At 37.5% G+C, this 23,186-nt stretch carries 18 protein-coding genes; 6 read left to right on the top strand and 12 right to left on the bottom strand.

Annotated elements, in window-relative coordinates; all coding sequences use genetic code 11:
- From EHQ31_RS13400 to EHQ31_RS13455, 12 genes are all read right to left on the bottom strand, one after another.
- A complete protein-coding gene (locus EHQ31_RS13400) occupies positions 1-969 on the bottom strand; it encodes an alpha-E domain-containing protein (RefSeq protein ID WP_135572898.1) in 969 nt (322 codons plus the stop codon).
- A gap of 8 nt (positions 970-977) precedes the next feature.
- Positions 978-2,402 carry a circularly permuted type 2 ATP-grasp protein gene (locus tag EHQ31_RS13405; RefSeq protein ID WP_135572896.1) on the bottom strand — a complete coding sequence of 475 codons (1,425 nt, stop codon included), beginning with the start codon at positions 2,400-2,402 and terminating at the stop codon, positions 978-980.
- Positions 2,403-2,580: 178 nt separating this feature from the next.
- On the bottom strand, positions 2,581-3,330 hold the full coding sequence (locus EHQ31_RS13410) for an SDR family NAD(P)-dependent oxidoreductase (protein ID WP_135572894.1): 750 nt from the start codon (positions 3,328-3,330) through the stop codon (positions 2,581-2,583).
- A 21-nt stretch (positions 3,331-3,351) separates the two neighbouring features.
- Entirely contained in the window at positions 3,352-3,918 is a 567-nt protein-coding gene (locus tag EHQ31_RS13415; protein WP_135572892.1) for a YqgE/AlgH family protein, read from the bottom strand.
- Positions 3,918-4,880, bottom strand: coding sequence for a Gfo/Idh/MocA family protein (locus EHQ31_RS13420; RefSeq protein ID WP_135572890.1), 963 nt, complete (start codon positions 4,878-4,880; stop codon positions 3,918-3,920). Before EHQ31_RS13420 ends, EHQ31_RS13415 begins: the two co-directional genes overlap by 1 nt.
- A 24-nt stretch (positions 4,881-4,904) precedes the next feature.
- Positions 4,905-6,032 (bottom strand): molecular chaperone DnaJ, encoded by a 1,128-nt coding sequence (gene dnaJ / locus EHQ31_RS13425; protein WP_135572888.1) that lies wholly within the window; start codon positions 6,030-6,032, stop codon positions 4,905-4,907.
- A 22-nt stretch (positions 6,033-6,054) separates the two neighbouring features.
- Positions 6,055-7,989: a molecular chaperone DnaK gene (gene dnaK, locus EHQ31_RS13430; protein WP_135572886.1), complete on the bottom strand. Its 1,935-nt coding sequence runs from the start codon at positions 7,987-7,989 to the stop codon at positions 6,055-6,057.
- A 22-nt stretch (positions 7,990-8,011) separates the two neighbouring features.
- Entirely contained in the window at positions 8,012-8,584 is a 573-nt protein-coding gene (gene grpE / locus EHQ31_RS13435) for a nucleotide exchange factor GrpE (protein WP_135572884.1), read from the bottom strand.
- 11 nt (positions 8,585-8,595) lie between these two features.
- On the bottom strand, positions 8,596-9,627 hold the full coding sequence (gene hrcA, locus EHQ31_RS13440; RefSeq protein ID WP_135572881.1) for a heat-inducible transcriptional repressor HrcA: 1,032 nt from the start codon (positions 9,625-9,627) through the stop codon (positions 8,596-8,598).
- Between the two features lie 147 nt (positions 9,628-9,774).
- Complete coding sequence (locus EHQ31_RS13445) at positions 9,775-10,692, bottom strand: sensor domain-containing diguanylate cyclase (RefSeq protein ID WP_135572879.1); 918 nt, start codon at positions 10,690-10,692, stop codon at positions 9,775-9,777.
- On the bottom strand, positions 10,685-11,920 hold the full coding sequence (locus EHQ31_RS13450; RefSeq protein WP_244247382.1) for a glycoside hydrolase family 172 protein: 1,236 nt from the start codon (positions 11,918-11,920) through the stop codon (positions 10,685-10,687). The genes EHQ31_RS13445 and EHQ31_RS13450 overlap by 8 nt, the downstream gene beginning before the upstream one ends.
- Before the next feature lie 69 nt (positions 11,921-11,989).
- Complete coding sequence (locus EHQ31_RS13455) at positions 11,990-12,481, bottom strand: hypothetical protein (RefSeq protein ID WP_135572877.1); 492 nt, start codon at positions 12,479-12,481, stop codon at positions 11,990-11,992.
- Between the two features lie 38 nt (positions 12,482-12,519).
- Between EHQ31_RS13455 and EHQ31_RS13460 the strand changes: the two genes are divergently transcribed.
- The 6 genes from EHQ31_RS13460 to EHQ31_RS13485 all read left to right on the top strand — a co-directional run bounded on the left by EHQ31_RS13460 (position 12,520) and on the right by EHQ31_RS13485 (position 23,035).
- Positions 12,520-15,072 carry a [protein-PII] uridylyltransferase family protein gene (locus tag EHQ31_RS13460; RefSeq protein WP_135572875.1) on the top strand — a complete coding sequence of 851 codons (2,553 nt, stop codon included), beginning with the start codon at positions 12,520-12,522 and terminating at the stop codon, positions 15,070-15,072.
- Between the two features lies 1 nt (position 15,073).
- A complete protein-coding gene (locus EHQ31_RS13465) occupies positions 15,074-16,702 on the top strand; it encodes a glycoside hydrolase family 13 protein (RefSeq protein WP_135572873.1) in 1,629 nt (542 codons plus the stop codon).
- Between the two features lie 125 nt (positions 16,703-16,827).
- Positions 16,828-17,172: a hypothetical protein gene (locus EHQ31_RS13470; RefSeq protein WP_135572871.1), complete on the top strand. Its 345-nt coding sequence runs from the start codon at positions 16,828-16,830 to the stop codon at positions 17,170-17,172.
- A gap of 46 nt (positions 17,173-17,218) precedes the next feature.
- Complete coding sequence (locus EHQ31_RS13475) at positions 17,219-18,394, top strand: efflux RND transporter periplasmic adaptor subunit (protein ID WP_244247383.1); 1,176 nt, start codon at positions 17,219-17,221, stop codon at positions 18,392-18,394.
- Between the two features lie 11 nt (positions 18,395-18,405).
- Complete coding sequence (locus EHQ31_RS13480) at positions 18,406-21,606, top strand: efflux RND transporter permease subunit (RefSeq protein ID WP_135572869.1); 3,201 nt, start codon at positions 18,406-18,408, stop codon at positions 21,604-21,606.
- Between the two features lies 1 nt (position 21,607).
- Positions 21,608-23,035, top strand: coding sequence for a TolC family protein (locus EHQ31_RS13485; RefSeq protein WP_135572867.1), 1,428 nt, complete (start codon positions 21,608-21,610; stop codon positions 23,033-23,035).
- Positions 23,036-23,186 lie beyond the last annotated feature (151 nt).

The following is a 23,186-nucleotide window of genomic DNA, read 5'->3' on the forward strand; positions in this document are numbered from 1 at the left end:
TTAGTTTGTAAAAAATCGTTCCACAATTTTGGAACCTATATGATTCAGCTCAATTTGAATATCATCTAAGTATTCATGTAGACCTTTATCAAAAATGGATTTGATATTTTCTGAACGCAAACGATTCAAATAAACTGTCGTCGCATCTTGCGCTAAGTTCCTTGGCAATCCTTCTTTAATTCCAGAAATTTTATCCAGAGCCTCTTGCATCTCTTGGATGCAGAAAAAAATGGATCTAGGAAAAGTTTCATTCAAAATCAAAAACTCAGCAATATCCGTTGGATCAACACGTTTGTATTTTTGATTGTACATCTCATGTGCAGAAGCTGATTTTAAAAGTGATAACCATTGTAATAAATCCAAAGTAGAACCCACATCATGAACAGACGGAAGTAAGATAAAGTACTTCATATCTAGAATTCTTGTGGTTTTGTCTGCTCGTTCTAAGAACCTTCCAAGCAAAGAAAAGTTCCAAACTTCATCATGAGAAATGGTAGCATCCGAACATCCATAAAAACTTTGGCAACTTTTTCGAACGGTGCTTAGAAAGTCGGAAAGTCCCATGGAAAGTGTATCACCATGAATTTCAGAACTTTCCATATACACTTTACGATAGTCTTTTACAAAGAGATAAAACTCATTTAACACTTCCCACATAGAAGTAGAAATGTTTTCACGAATGGTTCGTGCATTCTCACGAGCTCTAGACAAACATTGAAAAATGGAATTCGGATTCTCTTCATCAAAGGTCATAAACCTTATGATATTGACTGGACTGGGACTAGAGTATCTTTTTTCAAATAACTCAATGTCACCTGTTGTATGCACAAGTGGTAACCACTGATTGGGAACCTCTTCATGTAAGTCTAAAGATAACTGATGATTGACATCAATAAACCTCGAGTAATTTTCTGCCCTCTCGATGTATCGATTCATCCAAAAAACTGATTCGGCAACTCGGCTTAACATATAACACCTTATCCTAAAACCCAGGTGTCTTTTGAACCGCCTCCCTGGGATGAATTGACCACAAGTGATCCTTTACGAAGCGCCACACGAGTGAGCCCACCCGGCATTACATAAATATCTTTTCCGTACAAAATGAACGGTCTTAAATCAACGTGCCTTGATTCAATTTTATCTGCAATGAGTGTAGGAACTGTAGAAAGATTTAATACTGGTTGAGCAATGTAATTTCTTGGATCCGCTTTGATCAGTTCCTTAAAATCTTCTTGTTCTTGTTTGCTTGCCTTTGGACCGATAATCATTCCGTAACCACCAGCTCCGTTGGCCGCTTTTACTACTAAATTATGAATGTTATCCAAAACAAATTTTAAGTCAGCTGTTTCAGAACAAAGGTAAGTTGGAACATTTGGAATGATCGGTTCTTCACCTAAGTAATATTTAATGATCTTTGGAACATAAGAATAAATTACTTTATCATCAGCAACACCCGTTCCTGGAGCATTGGCGAGAGCTACGTTCCCTCTTTTGAATGCTTCAAAAATTCCTTTCACACCAAGTAAAGAGTCTGGTCTGAAAGTGGATTGGTCCATAAAGGTATCGTCAATTCTACGATAAATCACATCTACCTTACGAAGACCTTTAGTTGTTTTCATATAAACTTTGTGATTTTCAACAATGAGATCAGATCCTTCCACAAGGTATACACCCATCTTTTGTGCTAAAAAACTATGTTCATAATACGCTGAGTTAAAGACACCAGGAGTCCAAACAGCAATCACTGGATCAACGACATCGGTTAGATTTTCTAACATGGATCTAAGGTGGTAAGGGTAATCATAAACTTGACGAATGTTTAATTTTTCAAAAAGTTCGGGAAAGGTTCGTTTCATTACTTCCCGATTTTCTAATACATAAGAAACACCCGATGGACAACGTAAGTTATCTTCTAACACATGGAAGGCGCCTGCACCATCACGCACTAAGTCCGTTCCTGTAATATGAATCCAAATGTCTTTTGGAGGTTTGATTCCGATACATTGTTTGAGGTATCCAGAACTGGATTCAATCAATTCCCGAGGAATGATTTTATCTTTTAAAATTTTTCCTTCACCGTAAATATCTGTTAAAAATAAATTGAGAGCTTGGATTCTTTGTTTCAGTCCTTTTTCCATATTGATCCATTCTTCACTTGGAACAATACGAGGGATGACATCAAAAGGCATGATCCTTTCTTGTTCCCCACCATCACCATACAGAGTAAAGGTGATCCCTAGTGACATTAAGGCCCTTTCCGCCGAGCTACTGCGTTTTACGAGTTCGATCCCACCCAAACTCTCCATTTTTGTTTTTACGAAGTCGTAACTTTTGCGAGGAAAACCTTCGCTGGAAAACATCTCATCATATATATTTTTGGCACTATAGTCGGCGATAAACATGGGGGTACCCTCTGCTTACTTAGTTAGCAATATTTGTACCAAATGGATGAAATGACCAGAAAGGATGGATTTCTTCCCCATCCGACATAAGTCCGTTAAACGGAGGATTGAATCTGTTTAAAAAGTAAGCACTAGGAAAGAATTGAAGGATGTGATGTATACAAAGGGTACGAAATGACTAATTTTCGGAGGTCGCAGCCAAATCAGAGGGCGCAATTTTTCGTTTTTTCTCCTGTTTGAGTCGAAATCCGTAGGCTAAACTTCGGAAAAAATGTAAAAATGGCAAAAATTTTAATAAAATTCGATTTCCCCATTGGTAAAAATGTTCATATCTACGTTTTTTCGGGCGAAGGACTGATCGAAACACTTGTTTTGCCAATCGGTTTGGATTGGAAAGTTTTGGTTCCAAAGCAATGATTCGGGAGAACCGAAACTCTCTTCCCATTTGTCCACGGAAGGAATCCCAATAATAATCCAAAGCAGATTTAGAAGAACCATAAAGTCCAAATCCTGGTGTTGGAATTTTTGTTAAATCGGAACTAACAACGATGATATGAAGCCCCACAGAAATTAAATTGGTTAATCGTTGTATGGTGTGGATGGGAGCTAACGTGTTTGCGTTAAAAAGGATTTTTAATCTGTTCCAATCTTCTTTTTCGTCTTCCGCATAAGTGATTTGTTCTGAGTTTAAAATAAAAACGTCAATTTTATCTAATATTTCGATGGCCGATTCAATCAACCGTTCCATTTGTTCGGGTTTGGTTGTATCTATTTTATATTTTTGAAGATTGGGGTGATTGGGAATTTCTTCCGGATTTGGATCACCAACAACAACTAATGCACCTTCTTTTAGAAGAAGTGGCAAAAGTTCTTTTCCCAAAAGAGAAGATCCTGAACAAAGTACAATCTTTTTCGACGAAAGTTTCATAACACGGAGTCAATAAGTGGATCAATTGAGAGATGGATCTTTAGTATGGTCAACAAAGTATTTATAGATCCCACCTTTACTACGTAGGGCTTCGCGCCAAACTACTTCAGGATCATCTTCTCGAAAAATGATAGATTCATCAACTTGGTCCGAAACTACCCAAGATAATCTTTCAAATTCACTCTCTAATTGGCCGGATGACCAACCAGCATATCCTTGCAATACTCGAAACTGAATTTGATCTGAGGAAAGAACCTCGATCATAGTATCAAAACTTCTTGCCATATAAATTCCAGGAACAATCTCAACGCCTGGATCTTCTGTTTGTTTTCCGTTATGAAGGATTGATACGAACATATTGTCCACTGGCCCACCAGAAAACACTTGTTTGTTGGAATAAACAGTATCAGGAAGATTTTTGATTAGCGATTCCATAGTTTGGTCAGTAGGTTTGTTTAAAACCAGACCAAACGCTCCGTCGTCGTCATGATCTACCATGAGGACAACGGATTTGTGAAAAAAATCCTGAATCACACTAGAATTGGAAATCAGTAACTTTCCGCGAGTTGAATCAGGATTATTTGTCATTATTTTTTGCCGTGAATTTCTTCCAGGATTTTGTAAGCCACTTCTAATGTTTTAATATCTGAATCACCCTTCACCATAGGTTCGGATTCTCCTTTGATACATTTTACAAAGTGTTCATGTTCCTGTTTGAGTGGATTGTCTTTGTGAACAAAGATTTTTTCCACAATAGATTCTTGGCGGTATTTGATTTCACCACTTCCGAGTTGAGTGGTTGAACTTGCTTGTCTATGTAACTCAATTTCTTGGTTTGTAAAATCTAAAAATACGTATGAATCTTTTTGAGAAATATTCAGAGTTCTAATTTTTGCTTGGGAAGCGCGAGAAGCATTGAGAGATGCAACACATCCATTCGCAAAAGTTAAAACCACACTAGCAATGTCTTCGTGATTCGATACAACTGAAGATCCAACTGCTTTCACTTCTGTCACTTCTGACTTAACCAAATTTAAAACAATGTCAATGTCGTGGATCATCATATCCAAAACCACACCAACGTCAGTGATACGACTGTTGTAAGGTGCAATCCTTCTGGATTCAATAAGAAGTGGGTGTTCGGCAATTTTTCCAAGTTCTAAAACTGCTCCGTTGAACCTTTCCACATGTCCTACTTGCAAAATCAAATTGTTTTGTTTTGCTAAGTTTACAAGTTCCTTGGCTTCTTCTACAGTTTGTGAAATTGGTTTTTCAACCAATACATGTTTCTTTGCAGTTAACGCTTGTTTAGCGATTTTGTGATGTAGGAACGTCGGTGCTGCAATGATCAAAGCATCGGTTTCCGCTAACAATTCTTCTATTGTTGGGAATGCTTTTGTTTTGTGTTTTTCAGCAATTTGATTTGCACGTTCCAAGTTGGCATCAAAGATTCCGATGAGTTCAGCATCAGAAAGCTGTTTAGCAACGTTTACGTGGTATTGACCCATATGGCCAGTACCAATGACTCCGAGTCGGACTTTTTTATCCATAGATGCTCTCAATACTCCAAAAGTTCAGCGGAAAAACAACTTAGATTTTCCGCCACTGCCGACCTTTTCGCCGGACTCACGGGCAAATTCTTCCATCAGTTCTCTCTGTTTTTTAGAAAGTTTCTTAGGAATTTCAACTTTAATGATTACGTGTTGGTCCCCTTTGCCGTATGAACCAAGGTATGGGATTCCGTGTCCTTTCAATCGGAAGATTTGTCCACTCTCTGTCCCTTCCGGAATTTTCAAGTTGATGGTCTTTCCGTCAATCGAAGGCACTTCAATCTCACCACCAAGGCAAGCCATGGACAATGAAATTGTTTTTTGAACGATCAAATCGTTTCCTTGGCGTTCAAAGGTCGGGTGTTTTTTGATATGAGTGACTACATACAAATCACCACTTGGGCCACCATTTGGTCCAGACTCCCCTTCCCCAGAAACTTTAAGTCGGCTTCCCGATTCAACACCAGCTGGGATTTTAATATGAATGGTTCGTCTTTTCTCTGTTAGGCCCTCGCCCTTACAAGTTTTACAAGGATTGGAAATGACTTTTCCTTTTCCTTTACAACGAGGGCAAGTGGTTGTTACACTAAAAAATCCTTGGGTTCTTCTTACTTGGCCTGTTCCCGAACAATCAGGACAAACTGTAGGAGAAGATCCTTTTGATGCTCCTGAACCTGAACAATCCACACAGGTTTCGAGTCTTGGAATTTCTATTTTATATTCTTTTCCAAGTGCGGCATCTTCTAAACTAACTTCTAAATTATAACGGAGATCCGATCCCCTTTGAGGACCGGACCTTCTTCCACCACCGCGGCTACCGCCACCACCTCCGCCTCCGAAAAATTCACTGAAGATATCACCGAAGTCGCCAAAGATATCAGAGAAGTCTGTATAAGCCCCTGTTCCATATCCTCCACCAGCTCCGGCGTTTACGCCTGCTTTACCAAATTGGTCATAAGCTGCACGTTTTTGCGCGTCACGTAACACTTCATAGGCTTCTGTAGCCTCTTTGAATTTTTCTTCCGCTTCTTTATCACCCTTATTTTTGTCAGGGTGATATTTAATGGCTAACTTACGATAGGCGCTCTTGATCTCATCATCAGAGGCACCTTTCGAAACGCCTAATACTTCGTAGTAACCACGGTCGCTCATAGTTTTACTTCTTTTTCTCTATTTATTTTTTATCTTCATCAACTACGGTGTAATCCGCATCGACTACCTTTTCGCCACCGGCAGAAGACTCACTTGCACCTTGTCCCGCAGCACCAGCTTGGTCTGCACCAGGAGCACCGGCTTCAGGACCCGCTTGTGAATAAATCTTTTGTCCAATTTGCATTGCGACTTCTTGGATGGAATCACGAGATGCTTTCATTCTTTCCACGTCACCAGATTCCATAGCTTCACGGCCGCGTTTGATTTCGTCCTGTGCTCTTTGTTTTTCTGATTCGTCGAGTTTGTCAGCAGATTCACCGATGGTTTTTTCTAATTGGTAAACAATAGCTTCCAATTCGTTTTTAGTATCAGCCGCTTCGCGAAGTTTTTTATCTTCTTCTGCGTGTGCTTCTGCATCTTTTACCATCTTTTTGATTTCTTCTTCAGAGAGTCCGGAAGAAGATTCAATACGAATCTTTTGTTCTTTTCCTGTTCCTAAATCTTTCGCAGATACATGGACGATACCGTTTGCGTCGATATCAAATGTTACTTCGATTTGAGGTACTCCTCTTGGTGCCGATGGAATTCCTACTAAGTCAAAACGACCGAGGGTTCTGTTAGCACTAGCCATCTCACGTTCCCCTTGTAATACATGAACCGAAACTGTTGTTTGGCTGTCCGCAGCAGTAGAGAACACTTGTGACTTTCTAGTAGGGATGGTTGTGTTTCTTTCGATGAGTTTTGTCATCACACCACCGAGAGTTTCAATCCCAAGTGAAAGTGGAGTTACATCAAGTAACAATACATCAGTAACATCACCTGCAAGAACTCCCCCTTGGATCGCAGCACCAACGGCTACCACTTCATCAGGGTTCACAGATTTGTTTGGTTCTTTACCAAAAATTTCTTTTACAAGAGCTTGCACCGCAGGGATACGAATTGATCCACCCACAAGGATAACTTCATCAATTTCGCTAGCAGAAAGACCTGCATCTTTTAATGCATTGATACATGGAATACGAGTTCTTTCTACAAGAGATCTTGTGATTTCATCAAACTTTGCTTTGGTGAGTGTCATATCCAAATGTTTTGGACCAGAAGCATCAGCTGTGATGAACGGAAGGTTGATTTGAGTGGAAGAAGTTCCAGACAACTCGATTTTAGCTTTTTCAGCAGCTTCTTTCAATCGTTGTACTGTGTTTTTATCTCCAGAAATATCAATTCCCGTTTGTTTTTTGAATTCATCGATCATCCACTGCATGACCACGTTATCAAAGTCGTCACCACCAAGATGAGTGTCCCCATTTGTGGATTTTACTTCGAATACACCGTCACCAAGTTCTAGGATAGAAACGTCAAAGGTTCCACCACCTAAGTCGTATACGGCGATCTTTGCGCTGGTTTTTTTCTTATCAAAACCATAAGCAAGTGCTGCCGCTGTTGGTTCGTTGATGATACGTTCTACTTCGAGACCTGCAATACGACCTGCGTCTTTTGTTGCTTGTCTTTGTTCGTCATTGAAGTAAGCAGGAACAGTTACTACTGCTTTTTTTACTTCATGACCAAGAAAGTCCTCCGCAGTTTTCTTCATTTTTTGAAGAACACGAGCCGCAATTTCTTGTGGAGTGAATTCACCAGAAACGGTTTCAAATTTCACACCATCATTTCCAGCACGGATCACTTTGTAAGATACCATCTTGGATTCGTCACCAGCTTCGTTAAAACGACGACCGATAAAACGTTTCGCAGAACGGATTGTGTTTACTGCATTCGTAATTGCCTGGTTCTTTGCGAACTGACCTACAATGGTTTCACCCTTTGCGGTAAAAGCAACAATAGAAGGAGTGGTTCTTGCCCCTTCAGAGTTTTGAATGACAACAGGATCTCCACCTTCCATAACCGCCACACAAGAGTTAGTGGTTCCTAAATCGATACCTATAATTTTTTCCTTAGACATAAACTTCTCCTTCTTACTAATATTAACTTTGTGGTTTTCCCACTTTCACACGTGCAGGACGAATCGATTGTTTGTTTTCACCTTCTTCATGGTAATAACCAGCTTGGTAAGTTTCCACAACAGTCTCTTCTGTAAACTCTGCACTTTCCTCAGAAGCAATTGCTTCCATAAGCATAGGATCAAACGGCATTCCTTTCGGATCTAAACGTTTGATTCCTTCTTTTTCCAATACGGAATAAAATTCCTTTTGAACCATCTTGATTCCTTCTACGAAAGCCATTACTTCGGGTGTTTGGTTCGGAACATTGGATACTCGTTCCAAATTGTCCAAAGCACCTGTCAGTCCTTCCGCAAACTTTTTGATAGATTCTTTTCTTGCATTTAACAAGTCGTTTGCGGTTCTACGTTTGTAGTTTTGAAACTCCGCACGTTCTCTTAACCAAGAATCTTTTAAAGTTTCGATTTCCTTTTTAGCGTTATCGAGTTCTTTCTCAGCACCTTCTACCGCTTGTTCAATGGCTTCATCCGAGATGGTCTGTCCTTCTTCGACCGACACATTTTGTTCATCAACGGACCCGTTTGTTTCTTCTGCCATTTTTCCTCCTACTATCTACTCAATTTCGTAATCATTTCTGAAACTAACTTTGAAGTGAATTCAATCAAAGGTAATGCCTTGTTGTAATTCATCCTCTGAGGACCAATGATTCCCATAGAACCGATCCTCTTTTCACCCATGCGGTAATTAGTTGCGATGATGGTAACACCACCTAACTTTTCATTACCATCTTTTCCTATAATGGTATAAACACCATCCATAGGAACATAATCGCTAAAAAAGTCTTTGAGGAACTGTTTTTCATCAAATAGATGCAGGATGTTTTCTAATTGTTCCTCTTCATCCTTAAAGTTTTCATAAAGGTTTTTCAATCCATCGATATATAAATTATCAACTGACTGGTTATCTGCTCCCATTGCTCTCGCAATTGATGGTGCAAATAAAGAAAATCCTTCCGGACCTTCCTTTTGTATCATCATCTGAGGGATCAGATTACTTTGAATTTCATGAACATCAAAACCTTTGACGTTATCATTCAAATACCTTGAAATTTGGTACAAAGTCTCTTGAGAGATGTGGTAATCGAAAAATATATTCCGATTAAGCACAGTACCTGACCGCATAACAAGGATCATCAGAACCTCTCCACCATTTACATGGATGAGTTCAATATGTTTGAGTGTATCCAGTGACCCTTCAGGTCCGAGAACCACACTCGCTGATTGCGAAAGGGAAGCCAAAACTTTGGATGTGGCGATAAGAACTTGGTCCAATCGAAATTGCATCCTCAGATACTCTTCCTGGATCCTTTGTTTCTCTCGCATGGTTAACTCAAATAGAGTCACCAAACTATCTACATACAACCGGTAACCACGTTCTGTGGGAACACGCCCACCCGAAGTATGTCTTGCCACAATAAAACCCATCTCCTCTAGTTCTGCGAGGCAGGACCGAATGGTAGCGGGTGAGACTCCGATATCATATTTTTCAGAAAGGGTTTTGGATCCTACCGGTTTGTTGTCCGATACAAATTCCTCAACCAAAGCTTTCAAAATAGATCGATGTCTAGGGGATAGATCCATTTCCTTCTTAGCACTTCCTTTAGCACTCTGATGATTAGAGTGCTAATCTATGCTTAAAGTTTACGGATTTGGGTTTTTTTCGTCAAGCAGGAAGAAGAATAGAGCTTGGAATTTTAGCAGAGTTTGCTAGATTCTGCTAAAATTATGTCACACTGGGTAGACTTGGATCTGGTTACGACCGTGGTTCTTGGCTTGGTAGAGCGCAATATCCGCTAACTTTAAAATTTCCTCTGGTTTTTGGAGAGGATGCACCTTGGTGTAACCAATGCTAAGGGTGATGTTGAGGTAATAGTTATCAAAAATAAAAAAACGATGGCTTTCTACGGATTCGCGAAGGCGGTCCAGGACAATGGTCGCTCCTTCTGTGGTTGTATCAGGAAGGATACAACCAAACTCTTCTCCCCCAATCCTACCCACAGTGTCCTCTTCTCTGAGACAATCCACAAAGATATTGGCCATTTTTTTGAGAACCAAATCTCCAATGTCATGACCGTAGGTATCGTTAATGACCTTGAAATGATCGATATCAAGGACTGCTAGGACCGATTCCCGATTGCGTCTTTTGACAGTGGCCACTGTTTTCTGTAAACTTTCGGAAAAGGAACGTCGGTTCGGCAACATGGTGAGTTCATCCATATAAGCCAAACGTTTCAAACTATTGATCAGAACATTTTTTTGTTCTTCCAATCTTCTTCGTTCACGAACATCACGAATGATGGCCGCATAGTACATTTCATTATCATTGTGAATGGTAAAAGCGCGGATCTCTACAGGAATGGTTCCTTTGGGTTTGGTGACAAGCTCCAGTTCTTTTAAAAATCCAGCTATATAGTGTGAATCTTTAGAACTAACAAAGGTTTCTATTGAGTTTTGTTCTCCTTTTTCATTTGGAGGAAAAAGAAAAGAAAACGTTTTATGGTATAATTCGTCTTCGGAAAAACCAGTTAACGATTGTAATGCTAAATTACTAAAAAGTATTTTACCACTCGTATCTAAAACAACGATAGCATCGATGGATTGTGAGACAATTTCTCTTACAAACACATCTGTATTAATCTCACTCATGACCCCAAATTTCCCCATAACCTTTTTCGCTTCGGAATGAATCCCGCCACTTGTGAATATGACGAAAATTAATTTCCGGTTTGTTGGTACGGAATTCTTTTTTCGGCAAAACCTGCATTGGTTTTGGGTTCAGACCTTGATACCAATAAGCAACAGAGATTAAATCTAAGGTCAAGGAATTTGCATGTCCATGTTCCAATAAGAATAGGAAATTTTTTTCAAAACGAATAGGGGATTCCACCCAAAATCGGTATAAATGGGTTCTTCCCAACCAACCAACAGAATCAGATACTCGCGGATATCCGAAATAAGGATGCATAAAGATTTCTTTTGGTGACCAAGCTGTATTAAAAACATCTTCGGTTCCCGTGCCCTTTAGATTGGCTTCTGTTTGGTTGCCATCAATGAAAATCAGATCATCCCCTTCTCCATACCAAAGTGGTGTGGGAGAATCCACATACAAATTGAGACCAATAAATTGTCCTTTGCCTTCCGTTTCGAGGACAGAGAAGTAATCTTCCTTTTTAAAAACAGTTTTTTCTGTTTCGCCGAGAAGACCCCACTCGTTTTCTTTCCCATTCGTCGTGTTAGGTTTTGTTGTATTTCGATTCCATTGTGCATGAAAACGCAAATTGGAATTTAAAGGTTCTTTCCACTCTTCGTAATCAATATAAAAATAAAAATTACTGATATCTTCCTCAGATTCATTTTCAATTTCAATCCTTGCCCCCGATTCAAAAGGCATTGGAAAGTATGAATTCATAGATTTACCTTTTTTAGGTGCCGCCACAAGTGGAGCGGAATTCATTATATATTCTTCTCCCCATCCTTGTCCAAAAAATTCACCTAATGGAACTTCTACGGAAGGATGAGAATGATTGTCCCAATACATGCGAATCACAGCATTTTTTCTGGCCATTACATCTTTACTGGCAAGGGTCATCCAAATATGTTTGATCACACCTCTGGATTTGATTTCCGCAATTGTAACTGTTTTTTTCTTTGGAATTTTAATAAAGTCATCATTTCCATTGGTGGGATCTGCACTCGAAATTCTTTGGTTACGATAGGTTTTATCTTTCCAAAGGGAAGACTCCCAACCATCAGCAAACAAAAGATTGGTGGATACACAAGAAACCAAGAGTAAAAAAAAGAAAACTGCTTTAGTTCGAAAACCATTGAATTTCGTTCTCACTCTAATCAAAAATTTTAGATAATCAGTTTGCATAAATTAAGTTCTCTGTATTGTAAATGAATTTCTATTGCTATTTATTATTTAACTTATTTGGTGATGACATTAGCCGATCTTTGTGTATGGTTTCCCACGATTCACTAAGGTAAGAAAAATCCCTGCCTGCACAAGTGATTGCAAAAAGATTTCGATGACTACATAGAAGTGAATGGAAATAGAAACTTCTGGAATCAGAAATACCATACCCTCCAAACTTCCTACAGCCGGGGAAATGGCCGCAATTCCACCCAATACCGTCCTCATCCAGACCAATACAAACATCTGTTTGCCGAAAGTTTGATTGCGAAACCAATCCCAAATCACAATCAAAAAACTTACCATTAAGATGGCTTGAAAGATCAGCGCTGGAATTAACCAAGTCATGGCTCTCGTCCAAGCAGCTCCATCGTTTGCTGTAATCAGGAACAATGGGAATACCGCATTTTCTCCTTCATAATAATCTTTCATTACTAATTGGAAATAGGGAATCGAAACCAGCAGATAAGCGGAAAGATGGCTGAAAATAAACTGAATTGTGATTTTAATCTTCGGATTCATGTTAAAGTTGTCCAATAAGGTAGGAATCCCATCTTAACATGATGAAATCAGAACTCAAGGCAAAACTGCAACGGACATTTCCAAAAGCCAAAACTGTTTCCTCAGGAAGGCTTTTTACACGCCAGTTGAGTAATCTCGTCGATGAGTCAATCCGCACCCTTTTTAATGAGGTTTCAGAAGGGATTTCCTTAAAAGACCATCTTTGTTTGATTGCTGTTGGTGGGTACGGTCGAAGAGAACTTGCTCCCTACTCAGACATTGATTTACTTTATCTTCATGATGGAAAACTTTCGGACAAAATATTAAGCGAAATTATTTCAAAAGTTAACACATTCTTATACAACAATGAAAAGGAAGTAGGACATTCTTGTCGCACAATCAAAGAATCATTTTTGTATTTAGATCAAATCGAAACGTTTCATTCCGTGCTTGATTCTAGATTTCTTGTTGGTTCCGAGATATTATTTCAAAAATACAAATCAGAATTTTTATCAAAAATTCCAGAGAAAACCATAAATACTTATAATGACTGGAAACTCTCTTACCTTCGAGAACGAATCATTAATTCTTACAATCCCATTTTACTATCTGAACCAAATATCAAATCCGATCCCTTGGGACTACGTGATATCCAACATATGTATTGGATTGAAAAAACAAATCCACTGGCTGATTCCGCAGATGGTGGTATTTTTAATTTTTATTTGATAGGGGATAGTTTAACACTATTATCAGCTTATGATTTTTTACTTTTAACAAGATCCGCCTTACACATCATTAGCGGGCGAAAGAACGATCGTTTGGATTTGGGATTACAAGGTGAAGTGGCAGAATATTTAGGTTTTGGACCAAAAAACGAAATCAAAACTCTCGAATCTTTTATGAGCCAATTTTACAAAGCGCAAAAAGATGTGTATTTCTATATTGGAACTTATTTGGATGAAAAAACCAATCGAAACAAAAAAAGAATCCAAAGAGAATTGTCCAATCCTGAAAGTTTATATGACGACATTATACAATTTTTCGCAGAATCACAGTTAAACGAAGAAGAACCTTCTCGCATTGATTTGAACGAAATCCGATTTGCCTCTCATTTTATAGATGATGATTTTAAAAATCAAAAATCTGTATTAGATACTTTTCTTGGTATGTTACGCCAAAAAAAAAGAATCGGGCATACACTCACTCTTATGCATGAGTGTAACATATTAGGAAAATTAATTCCTGAATTTGGAGCCTGTACAAACTTTCCTCTCTTCAGTTATCATCATCAATATACTGTCGATGAACATACTTTATTAATTTTAAGAGAGTTAGATGTTCTAATTGCTGATTTATGGGAAGATAGACAAGTCCAAGATGTATTCAATGAATGTAAACATATTGAAATACTTGCACTCGCCATCCTCATCCATGATGCAGGAAAGGTAAAAGAAGGAGACCATAGTCAGTACGGTGCAGAACTTGCACTAATCATTGCAGAACGATTTCGACTTTCTGAAGAAGATACTGAATTATTGCGCTTTTTAGTTGCCGAACATATAGTGATGTCAGAACTCTCTTCCAAAAGAGATATTTATGATCCCAAACTAATCTCTTCTTTTGCAAAACAATTTTCAAATGAAAACACCTTGCGTTTGTTATATATTCTAACTATTATTGATACAAAGTCAGTTGGTCAAGGAGTTCTAACCAACTGGAAAAAAGAGATATTACACTTTTTATTTATATCAACTATTACCTATCTTCAAAAAAAAGAAATCACAGCCGATACCCAAGAAAGAATCGAATCCACTTTAGAAACATATTTGATCGAAAAAGAAGGACTAACCGTCGAACAGACCGAACACATTGTCAACTTCGGCATGAAGATCAAACCTTCTTCCTATTTGAATTATAATACTCCGAGAAGAGTATTCCAACATTTTAGTTTACTATATGAATGGAAAAATTCAATGTTACCTTTCCGCATGATTGCAGAAAGAGAACCTGCCTTCGTTACTTTATCCATTTTTGCAAATGCTGACAAACAAATGTTACTCTATTTGTCAGGAACCATTTCCTCTTTAGGACTTAGTTTAGTTGGATTACGATTATTTCGAACGGAAGAAAATCAACTCATTCTACAAGCACAAATTACTGACGAATTTGGCAGTGGTGAAATTGCAGAACAACAAATTACTGATATTGAAACTACCTTGGCAGACTGTATTGAAGGGAAAACCAATATAGAAGATTTAGCATCCACTACAAATATTTGGAAAACTTTGCCACAAATTCCCGACGGAATGGTAGAGGAATTAGTGAAATTTGCCAATGACCTTTCAGAGACTTATTCTGTGTTAGAGGTAAGAGTTCCCGATTCTATTGGGCTTGTGTATCGTATTCTAAAAACATTACTCGACTTTGAACTTGATGTAATTTTTGTTAGGATCTCAACCAGCGCAGATTTTGCTTATGACTCTTTTCATATTCAAACTAAAAGTGGAAAAAAAATCGAAGATACAGGACTACTACTGGCTATCAAAGAGAAAATCCTCTCTGTTGCGCGAGTTAAAGAAAACCAAGGAATCATGGAGATAAATTTTTAATATGGTATGGTGGAAAGAAGCTGTTATTTATCAAATATATCCTCGTAGTTTTCAAGATTCCAATGGTGATGGAATTGGTGACTTAGAAGGAATCATTCAACGATTGGATTATCTAGCAGGGTCCAAAGATTCTCTTGGCATTGATGCCATTTGGTTATCGCCTGTATATCCATCACCCATGTTTGATTTTGGGTATGATATTTCTAATTATGAAGAAATTGATCCTGTTTATGGTGACACCCAAACATTCAAACGGTTGTTAAAGGAAGCCCACAAACGTGGTATCCGAATCATCATGGACCTAGTGGTCAATCATACATCCCACCTCCATCCTTGGTTTATCGAATCCAGATCCTCTGTGAATAGCCCCAAAAGAGATTGGTATATTTGGAAAGAACCAAATCATAATGGTCCACCTAACAATTGGCTAGGTGCATTTGGAGGTTCCGGTTGGGAATATGACAAAAGAACAGGTGAATACTATTTCCATTCTTTTCTCAAGGAACAACCAGACCTCAATTGGCGTAATCCCGACGTTGAAGATGCTATATTTAGAATGATGAAGTATTGGTTGGATATGGGTGTTGATGGTTTTAGACTAGATGTAGTCAACTTATACGTAAAAGATGAATTTTTACGAAACAATGCTTCTTATTTTATGAAAGGACCAAGGCCGTACGATAAACAAGTTCACGCCTATGATCGTGATCGCCCGGAAATGCATGGAATTCTTCGTCGTATGCGTAAACTTTTAGATTCTTATGACGAAAAACGTATGTTTGTTGGTGAAATCATGCAAGATTTCCCTGGAAACGTTTTACTACCAGCAACTTATTGTGGTCGAAATGACGAGTTACATCTTGCATTTAATTTTATGTTTTTATTCTCGCCTTGGAAGGCAGAACGATTCTACCAAATTGTAAAAGATTTTGAATCGGCACTTGGTGAAGATAATTGGCCAAACTATACTCTTTCTAATCATGATTTCCCACGTCATATTACAAGGTATGAAAAAGGTACAGACACCATTGCAAGAGCAAGACTTGCCGCCTGTATGATGTTAACTTTAAGAGGAACACCTTTTTTATATTATGGGGAAGAGATTGGAATGAAACGCCAAAAAGTTCCATATAACAAAATTCAAGACCCAGTTGGAAAAAGATACTGGCCTTTCCATCCTGGCCGTGACCCAGAACGAATTCCAATGCCTTGGGATGGTTCGGATAACACAGGATTCACAACGGGAAAAGCTTGGCTTCCTTTGTACGAAGAAAAAAATATTGTAAACGTGGAAAAACAAAAGGAAGATCCGAATTCTCTTTTTTTCACGTACAAAAAATTAATCCAAATCAGAAAGGATAGAAAATCTTTAAGAAAAGGAAAATTAAAAATCCTATTAAGTTCAGACAAGCAAGCGTTATATTACAGAAGGAGAGATGGCAAAGAAGAAACTTATATATTTTTAAATTTTTCATCTAAACCTGTCAGCGTTTCCTATCCAAGAAAATGGGTACTAAATGAAATTCTATTTAGCTCAAGCAACCGAACCTCTTCCCATGAACTTGAAAAGGAGTTGGACACCGGCGGATTACTTTTGTTGCCAAATGAAGCTGTAATTTTTGGAAAATAGTTTTTTTTTTGCAAAAACCAAAGTGACTCTTTCCCATATTATAAAATGGGAATAGAATTTAGAATTATTTTAAACTGTTGACAATTCTTCTTCGGGGATTTGGCTGGCAGTAGATGGTTCGAGGTATGAAACAGACTGTGATCAGCAAACTTTCGGTTCTACTGTTCTCGTTTATCTTCCTCAGTACTAACACGGATGGATATCCGGCCTCCCATACCTCTGACATAAAGACTAATTCATATAATATATCTAGCATTTATGATTTAAGCTTTTTCATTAACAACATTTCCGAAACTAGCGAAGAAGAAGCAGAATTAGATTCTTTTCATCAAAACCAAGTCCCAGCTACTTTAACTTCTTATACTTCTTTACTTGCTGAATTTTTTTCCGAATTTTTAACGTTCCAACAGCAAAAAATAATTTCTAATGAAAGTTTAGAAAAACCCAAAAACCGCGCTCCTCCACTCTAATTCCTCTAAAATCTTATTCCATTAAAGGTACCGTCAATGGTACCGAATGATCTTAGATCTAAATCATTTGTTTCAACATTCGATTGAACAAAGTGAGGATACCATGAAATTTCCTTTAGAGTTTAAAAACTCATCTTCTTATAAACTTTCTATATTTATTACTTGTATCATCTTAATAAATTCATTCTTAGCAAATTGTCACTCACGGAATCACGAAGAAAAAAATTCCTTAACTGCTGCTTATCCTTGGAAACAAGATGTGACGATTGAAAAAAATTATGTAGCACAAGTAAAAGCAATCCAACGCATCGAAATTAGAGCCTTCGAAAAAGGATACTTAACTAACATTTATATGGATGAAGGAAAAGTTGTGACCAAAGGGCAAAAACTTTTTCAAGTGATGCCCATGCTTGTAAATGCCCAATATGAAAAAGCAAAGGCTGAGTATGAATCCACATCCATCGAATATGAAAACACTGAAAAACTTTTTAAGGAAAATGTAGTTTCTCAAACAGAGTTATCCTTAATCAAAGCTAGGTTAAAAAAAAATAAAGCAACAATGGATTTGGCTCAAATCCACCTAAACTTAGCGACTGTTACTGCACCATTTACTGGAATCACTGACCGTTTCCAAGTTCGTTTAGGAAGTTTGGTCGAAGAAGGAACTTTACTCACAACTATTTCCGATATATCAAAACTTTGGGTGTACTTTAATGTATCTGAAAAGGATTACCTAAATTTTACAAACAATAGGAAATCAGGTGATAAACCATTAAAAGTAAAATTCTTAATGGCAAATAACCAACTTTTCAAATACGAAGGTGTCGCTGATACAATCGAAGGAGAATTCGATAGCGAAACTGGTACGATTCCCTTTCGAGCCACATTTCCAAACCCAGAGCGACTTTTACGTCATGGAGAAACTGGCAATGTTGTTGTTCATGAAAAACTAAATGATGCATTAATCATTCCTCAAAAAGCAACCTTTGAAGTTTTGGACAAACACTATGTTTATATAGTAAATCTTAAAGGTAAAATCAAAGCCACTGAGATCAAAATTGCAAATGAAATACCACATTTATTTGTAGTTGAATCAGGAATTTCAGAGAACGATATCATCCTTTTAGAAGGACTTGGAAAAGTTCATGATGATGATGTAATTAAATACAAAGTAGAATCTCGTGAAAATATTCTGAAAAGTTTTGATTTAGCTGCTCATTAGGAGAACCATTTATGTTTACTAAATTTCTCCAAAGACCAGTTCTTGCCATCGTCTTATCTGTGTTAATTGTTTTTGTAGGATTAATTTCTATAAAAAACATTCCTGTATCACAATTTCCAGAAATTGCGCCACCAAGGGTTACCATTACTTTATCCTTCCCCGGTGCGAGTGCACAAGTATTAGTGCAATCAACCATCACTACTCTTGAACAAGCTATCAATGGTGTTGCAGGTATGCGATACATGATTTCATCATCTACAAGTTCTGGTGATGCCATCATTCAAGTATTATTTGATCCTGGTACCAATCCAAACGATGCCTTAGTACAAGTTAAAACAAGAGTAGATCAAATGATGTATCGAGTTCCTGAGTTAGTTCGACTAGAAGGAATTTTTGTACAACCTGTTCAACCTAGCATGTTGTTGTACGTAAACCTATATAGTAAAGATCCAAATGCGAGTGAAAAGTTTCTCTATAACTATGCTACGGTTTTTTTACTACCTGAACTAAAACGAATTCATGGAATAGGTCAAGCAAAGATACTGGGAACTAGACAATATGCGATGCGCGTTTGGTTAAATCCTGATCGAATGCGAGCTTATAATGTAACCACTGATGAAGTGATGAAATCCATCCATAACCAAAGTATCATAGCAAGGCCGGGAAGACTTGGACAAAGTTCTGGAAAACAGGCGCAATCACTAGAATATACTCTCACCTATGAAGGTTGGTACAACGAACCCGGGCAGTATGAAAACATCATCATACGAGCAAAAAATGGTGGAGAGGTTTTGTACTTAAAAGATATAGCAAAAGTAGAACTTGATAGTGAGTTTTATAATATTTATTCCGATGTGGATGGTCATCCAGCTGCGGCTATTATGTTCAAACAAACGGAAGGAAGTAATGCTAAAGAAGTTATCGAGGATATCAAATCAAAGTTAGAAGAACTTAAAAAAACATTTCCTCCACAAATGGATTACAAACTCAGTTACGATGTCTCAAGTTTTATTGACGCAGCTATTGAAAAAGTAATTCACACACTTGTCGAAGCATTCGTACTTGTTGCCATCGTAGTTTTTATCTTCTTAGGCGATTGGCGTTCTACACTCATTCCCATCATAGCAGTACCTGTCTCCTTAATTGGAGCATTTTCGTTTATGTTGGCCTTAGGTCTTACCATCAACTTAATCACACTGTTTGCAATGGTATTAGCAATTGGTATCGTTGTGGATGACGCCATTGTTGTTGTGGAAGCAGTTCATGCGAAAATGACCGAAAATCATCAAAGTGTCTATCTAGCCGTAAAAAATGTTTTGGGTGAAATCAGTGGAGCGGTGATAGCCATCACACTTCTTATGACTGCCGTATTTGTTCCTGTCACTTTTTTGCCAGGACCTGTAGGAGTATTTTACCGACAATTTGCTATTACAATGGCAACTTCGATTGTTTTATCAGGATTTGTTGCTTTAACACTCACACCTGTGTTAACCGCAATGATTTTAAAGCCTCATGTTCATAATAAAAAAACACACAATCCGATTGATATATTCTTAAATAAATTCAATGATTACTTTGATCAAATCACAGAAAAATATGTGAACTTAATGCATCGTTTTTCTGGATCGAAAGTTTTTATCGTTTCCATTCTTCTTAGTTTTACCGTTGGATTTTTGTTATTAACACAAATCGTTCCAGCAGGTTTTGTACCTGGCGAAGACCAAGGTATGATCTACGCAGTCATACAAACGCCACCAGGATCTACGATAGAAAAAACAAATGATGTCGCACGCAGATTGCAAGAGGTCGCATTAAAAATTGAAGGTGTCGACTCGGTAGCATCCCTTGCTGGTTATGAAATTCTAACTGAAGGAGAAGGTTCGAATGCTGGAACTTGTCTGATCAGTTTAAAAGATTGGTCAGACAGAAAAAACTCAGTTCATGATGTTATGGAAGAACTCGAACATAACACAAAGAACTTTGGTGCTATCATTGAATTTTTTGAACCGCCCGCCGTACCGGGGTTTGGTGCTGCTGGCGGTGTCATGTTTCGTTTGTTAGATAAAACAAATAGCGGTGATTATACTGCATTTGATAAAGTTCATGAAGAGTTTATGGTTGAACTTAGAAAAAGAGAAGAATTAACAGGTTTGTTCTCCTTTTATTCTGCTAAGTTTCCACAACTCGAAGTAAAATTAGATCGAAAACTTGCAATGCAAAAAGGTGTCAACATTGGGGAAGCAATGGACAATCTTGATATTCTTGTTGGAAGTACTTATGAACAAGGATTCATTCGCTTTAACCAGTTTTTTAAAGTATATGTTCAATCCCTGCCAGAATTCAGAAGATTACCATCTGATATTTTAAAACTTTTTACACCAAATGATAAAGGAGAAATGGTTCCCTATTCAGCATTTTTAACTCTAGAGCAGAGACAAGGTGCTAACGAAATCACAAGATACAATGCTTATACATCATCAGTAATCAATGTATTACCTAACGAAGGTTACACAACTGGTGATGCCATCCAAGCAATCCGAGAAGCATCTAAAAATCTTCCATCAGGTTTTGAAGTCGGCTGGGAAGGTCTCTCTTATGATGAAGCGGCGAGAGGAAACGAAGCTATATTTATTTTTTTAGCGGTAATAGTCTTTGTATATCTTGTGCTTTCAGCCCAATACGAAAGTTTTATCATTCCTTTTTCTGTGATTCTCTCTCTTCCACCAGGAATTTTTGGAACTTTCTTTTTATTAAAATTATTAGGTCTTGCCAATGATATCTATGCACAAATCGGAATGATTATGTTAATCGGTCTACTTGGTAAAAACGCAGTATTGATTGTGGAATTCGCAAGGCAAAGACAAGAAGCAGGTTTAAGTGTTTTTGACGCAGCGATTGAAGGGGCAAAGGCCAGGTTTCGACCCATCCTAATGACATCGTTTGCCTTTGTTGCCGGTTTATTGCCTCTTGTATTCGCTACTGGCCCTGGTGCCATTGCAAATCATACAATCGGTGCTTGTGCGTTAGGTGGAATGGTATTCGGAACTATTTTCGGTGTCGTAATCGTTCCGGGATTATACATCATCTTTGCAAACATTGCTAAAGGAAAAACTTTAATCTATCGCGAAGATAATATGCCACTCTCTGAATCAGATTCCAGTTACATAATGTCGGAGAAAGAAAAGAAAAAGTTGAAAGGAGGAAAAAAATAGAATGAAACAAATTATTTTACCAATTATATTTTTACTTAATTTTTCATGTATCCCTGCACTCTTTCAAAGAGATAAAGAAGATTTAAAACTTCCTGAAGAATTTTTAAATTGGGAAACATCAGAAAAATCAGAAAAGTTAGCCAATCAAATTTGGAAGGATTTTTTCAAAGAGCAACAATTAATTGAACTCATCGACGTTGCTATCGAAAATAACCAGGAACTTGCTATATTAGAACAAGAAATCAATATTGCTAATAACGAAGTTTTTGCAAGACAAGGGGAATATCTCCCTAAACTATCCCTTCAAGCCGATGGAGGCGTAGAGCAAAAAGAAAGATTTAGTACACCAAATGCAAATTCACCAACACTTTTTGTCCACGGTGGACTTGTGATGAGTTGGGAAATTGATATCTGGAAAAAACTTAGAAATGCAACTAAGTCAGCTTATCTACGTTATTTGGCTGGCATTGAAGGCAAACGATATGTAGTCACAAACTTGGTTGCTGAAATTACCGATACTTATTTTGAATTGATCGCTTTAGACAATCAACTTACTCTAGTAGAAAACTATATAGAAGTATTATCCAAGGTAAAAGAAATTGTAGTGCTTCAAAGAGAAGCAGGTCGAACTACTTCATTAGCAGTTAAACGTTTTGAGGCAGAAGTTTCAAAAAATTTAGCGCGAAAATATGACATTGTCCAACGTATCGCAATCACCGAAAACCGCTTAAACTTTTTATTGGGAAGATTTCCTGAAAGAATTACAAGAAAATCAGAAGAGTTTTTAGATATATCATTACCTGAGATTCAAAAATCTGTTCCAATTGATCTTTTAGAAAATCGTCCTGATATCAAACAAGCTACGCTTATTTTAGAATCAAGAAAATTGGATGTGGATGTAGCAAGAGCCTGGTTTTATCCTTCACTTATGATTGATGGAAATATTGGTTATGAAGCATTTAATTCAAAACATTTCAAAGGTACTCCAGTATCTTTAGCATACGGATTAGGTGGTGGAATCATCGCACCTCTCATCAACAGAAAAGCAATTGAAGCAAACTATGCAACAGCAAACAATCTTCAAATTCAAGCTTTATACAATTATGAAGTTTCACTTTTAAAAGCTTTTACTGAAGTAACCAACCAAATTGTAAAAATAAAAAACTTAAACCAGAAATTTGAAGCAAAAACCAAACAAGTTTTAAACCTAAGAGAATCTGTTGAAATTTCCAACATTCTCTTTAAAGCTGGCCGAATTGATTACATAGATGTTTTATTCACTCAACGTGACTTTTTGGAAGCCCAAATTGAAGTGTATGAATTAAAATATAGCCTATTAGAATCTAATGTAGGTTTGTATAAGGCACTTGGCGGTGGTTGGCGTGGTCAAAAAGAACTAGAAAATGAAAGGAAAACGAGTAACTTTTAAGTTACTCGGAATTCTTTTATCATTTTAAGGAGAAATTAGTACTTCAAGAATAATCCGGTAATTCTAGTAGACAAACAATGATTAATATCAAATTTTCGAAAAGTAGTGGTTTTAAAAAATCGAAAGATAATCTTATTATTTCTTTTTTTAT

This window comes from Leptospira montravelensis, from assembly GCF_004770045.1.
GTDB lineage: Bacteria > Spirochaetota > Leptospiria > Leptospirales > Leptospiraceae > Leptospira_A > Leptospira_A montravelensis.

Bases quoted from the DNA above. Each gene is read 5' to 3' on its own strand.
- dnaK (WP_135572886.1), bottom strand. From the start codon at position 7,989: ATGTCTAAGGAAAAAATTATAGGTATCGATTTAGGAACCACTAACTCT.
- EHQ31_RS13410 (WP_135572894.1), bottom strand. From the start codon at position 3,330: ATGAAACTTTCGTCGAAAAAGATTGTACTTTGTTCAGGATCTTCTCTT.
- EHQ31_RS13485 (WP_135572867.1), top strand. From the start codon at position 21,608: ATGAAACAAATTATTTTACCAATTATATTTTTACTTAATTTTTCATGT.
- EHQ31_RS13400 (WP_135572898.1), bottom strand. From the start codon at position 969: ATGTTAAGCCGAGTTGCCGAATCAGTTTTTTGGATGAATCGATACATC.
- EHQ31_RS13470 (WP_135572871.1), top strand. From the start codon at position 16,828: ATGAAACAGACTGTGATCAGCAAACTTTCGGTTCTACTGTTCTCGTTT.
- EHQ31_RS13460 (WP_135572875.1), top strand. From the start codon at position 12,520: ATGATGAAATCAGAACTCAAGGCAAAACTGCAACGGACATTTCCAAAA.
- dnaJ (WP_135572888.1), bottom strand. From the start codon at position 6,032: ATGAGCGACCGTGGTTACTACGAAGTATTAGGCGTTTCGAAAGGTGCC.
- EHQ31_RS13465 (WP_135572873.1), top strand. From the start codon at position 15,074: ATGGTATGGTGGAAAGAAGCTGTTATTTATCAAATATATCCTCGTAGT.
- EHQ31_RS13405 (WP_135572896.1), bottom strand. From the start codon at position 2,402: ATGTTTATCGCCGACTATAGTGCCAAAAATATATATGATGAGATGTTT.
- hrcA (WP_135572881.1), bottom strand. From the start codon at position 9,627: ATGGATCTATCCCCTAGACATCGATCTATTTTGAAAGCTTTGGTTGAG.
- EHQ31_RS13445 (WP_135572879.1), bottom strand. From the start codon at position 10,692: ATGAGTGAGATTAATACAGATGTGTTTGTAAGAGAAATTGTCTCACAA.
- grpE (WP_135572884.1), bottom strand. From the start codon at position 8,584: ATGGCAGAAGAAACAAACGGGTCCGTTGATGAACAAAATGTGTCGGTC.
- EHQ31_RS13415 (WP_135572892.1), bottom strand. From the start codon at position 3,918: ATGACAAATAATCCTGATTCAACTCGCGGAAAGTTACTGATTTCCAAT.
- EHQ31_RS13480 (WP_135572869.1), top strand. From the start codon at position 18,406: ATGTTTACTAAATTTCTCCAAAGACCAGTTCTTGCCATCGTCTTATCT.
- EHQ31_RS13420 (WP_135572890.1), bottom strand. From the start codon at position 4,880: ATGGATAAAAAAGTCCGACTCGGAGTCATTGGTACTGGCCATATGGGT.
- EHQ31_RS13455 (WP_135572877.1), bottom strand. From the start codon at position 12,481: ATGAATCCGAAGATTAAAATCACAATTCAGTTTATTTTCAGCCATCTT.
- EHQ31_RS13475 (WP_244247383.1), top strand. From the start codon at position 17,219: ATGATCTTAGATCTAAATCATTTGTTTCAACATTCGATTGAACAAAGT.
- EHQ31_RS13450 (WP_244247382.1), bottom strand. From the start codon at position 11,920: ATGCAAACTGATTATCTAAAATTTTTGATTAGAGTGAGAACGAAATTC.